At 54.2% G+C, this 1,333-nt stretch carries 3 protein-coding genes and 1 pseudogene; 2 read left to right on the plus strand and 2 right to left on the minus strand.

The window, feature by feature from the left end:
* Together HZR81_RS23515 and HZR81_RS23520 are read left to right on the plus strand one after the other, a co-directional pair.
* Positions 1-405, plus strand: a 405-nt coding sequence (locus tag HZR81_RS23515) for a hypothetical protein (protein ID WP_500129388.1), incomplete at its 5' end; no start/stop codon positions are given.
* 88 nt (positions 406-493) lie between these two features.
* A pseudogene (locus HZR81_RS23520) lies at positions 494-613 on the plus strand (LOTUS domain-containing protein); the annotation flags it as partial.
* Between the two features lie 127 nt (positions 614-740).
* Here HZR81_RS23520 and HZR81_RS23525 read toward each other — a convergent pair.
* Entirely contained in the window at positions 741-1,142 is a 402-nt protein-coding gene (locus tag HZR81_RS23525; protein ID WP_191122541.1) for a DUF6957 family protein, read from the minus strand.
* An 11-nt stretch (positions 1,143-1,153) separates the two neighbouring features.
* On the minus strand, positions 1,154-1,333 hold a 180-nt coding region (locus tag HZR81_RS23530), incomplete at its 5' end, for a hypothetical protein (protein WP_500129389.1).

Genomic DNA, 1,333 nt, shown 5'->3' on the forward strand with positions numbered 1-1,333 from the left:
GCCCTTCTTGGTCTGGTGCATCTCCGGGTCGCGCTTGCCGTCCTATGCACTCCCGCCGTCTTGCTGCGCCGTGCGCGTAACGGGCGGCCGAAGTTTCCCGCCCTGCCTTGTATGCAGGGCCTCACCCCAGGAGATAGTGAAATGAAGATTCGTCCATTTTTGATTGCCGCCCTGGCTCGCACGTTGCTCGCTTCGCCGTTCGTGATGGCCCATCCCGGTGGGCATGATGACGACGAGAAAGCGATGCCGAAGACATGCGAGCAATTGGCTGATACCAAGCGGTACATCAGCGATGTGGCTTATCCCGAAGTGAAGAAGCTGAAAGAGCAGTGCGACGCCGCGAAGAAGAAGCCGACTGCCACGCAGTCTCCGGCAACCCGCCGCTCGTCCAGCGGCGGGAACTGATTGCTCAAGGCTGTAGCCGTGACTCACCGGGTCGCGGCTACAGCCTGTGAGGCCCACTAGCTGAGAGTTATCTGTCTTTGACTCACGCAACTATGGATATCCACGGCTGGTAGATCTGTTCGCTGCCATCGACTTGTTCGAGATGAAGCGGATCAACAACCATCCACTGGTTCGCTACAAGCGTCGAGCTGCGGCCACCGTGGCTTGAAAAAGCCGACCAGGCATCAATCGAAGCAGGTTACTGGTAAGGAAAGCATTAACAAATTTGTTAATAAAATCACGACGTATCCTGAGGCTATCAGGCGTTACCTGGATTGGAGACTGTTGGCTGGTATTCAGAACACTATTCGCCCAACCGTCTCCAGTGCGGCCTGCTTTTTCTGACCGTCCCCGAGCAGCACATAAACTGAGTTGAGCGTCTGGAACAGGCAGCCGTCACGGAACTCTTGCAGCGGCGATGTTCGCACAAGGTCGCCTACGTCCCAGCGCCTTTGTGAGTCGTAGATGACCTTATGCGCAAAGATGATCACAGGTTTTCGACTTGTTTTCTCAAGCTCTGCCAACTGAAGTGGCGTGACAATGAGGTCAATCCAGACCCAATCTCTGACCAAGCAGTACTCGGTGTTCAGGCGTAGGTCGCGCATGAAATTGAGCGCCTGCTCGTCGGTCATTGGGGAACCTGTCATGACCTCTCCGTCCCCGTTGAACAGGTTCGACAATGAATCGAGCTCGCTCATAGTCGTTTCACTTAATGAACATGCCATAACGAATGGGATAGCCGAGCTGCCTCAAATTTTTCAGCAAGGTTTTCTATAGACTGACGACCACCGCGTGCAAAGGATGCGATGACGAAGAACTCATCATCACGAGTTTTGAGCATCCAACGATCTGGCGAAAAGAGCATGATCTGCATAATTTCTGTGCTGAC

The sequence above is a fragment of the Pseudomonas sp. LM13 genome (genome assembly GCF_041381355.1).
Classification (GTDB): Bacteria; Pseudomonadota; Gammaproteobacteria; order Pseudomonadales; family Pseudomonadaceae; genus Stutzerimonas; species Stutzerimonas frequens.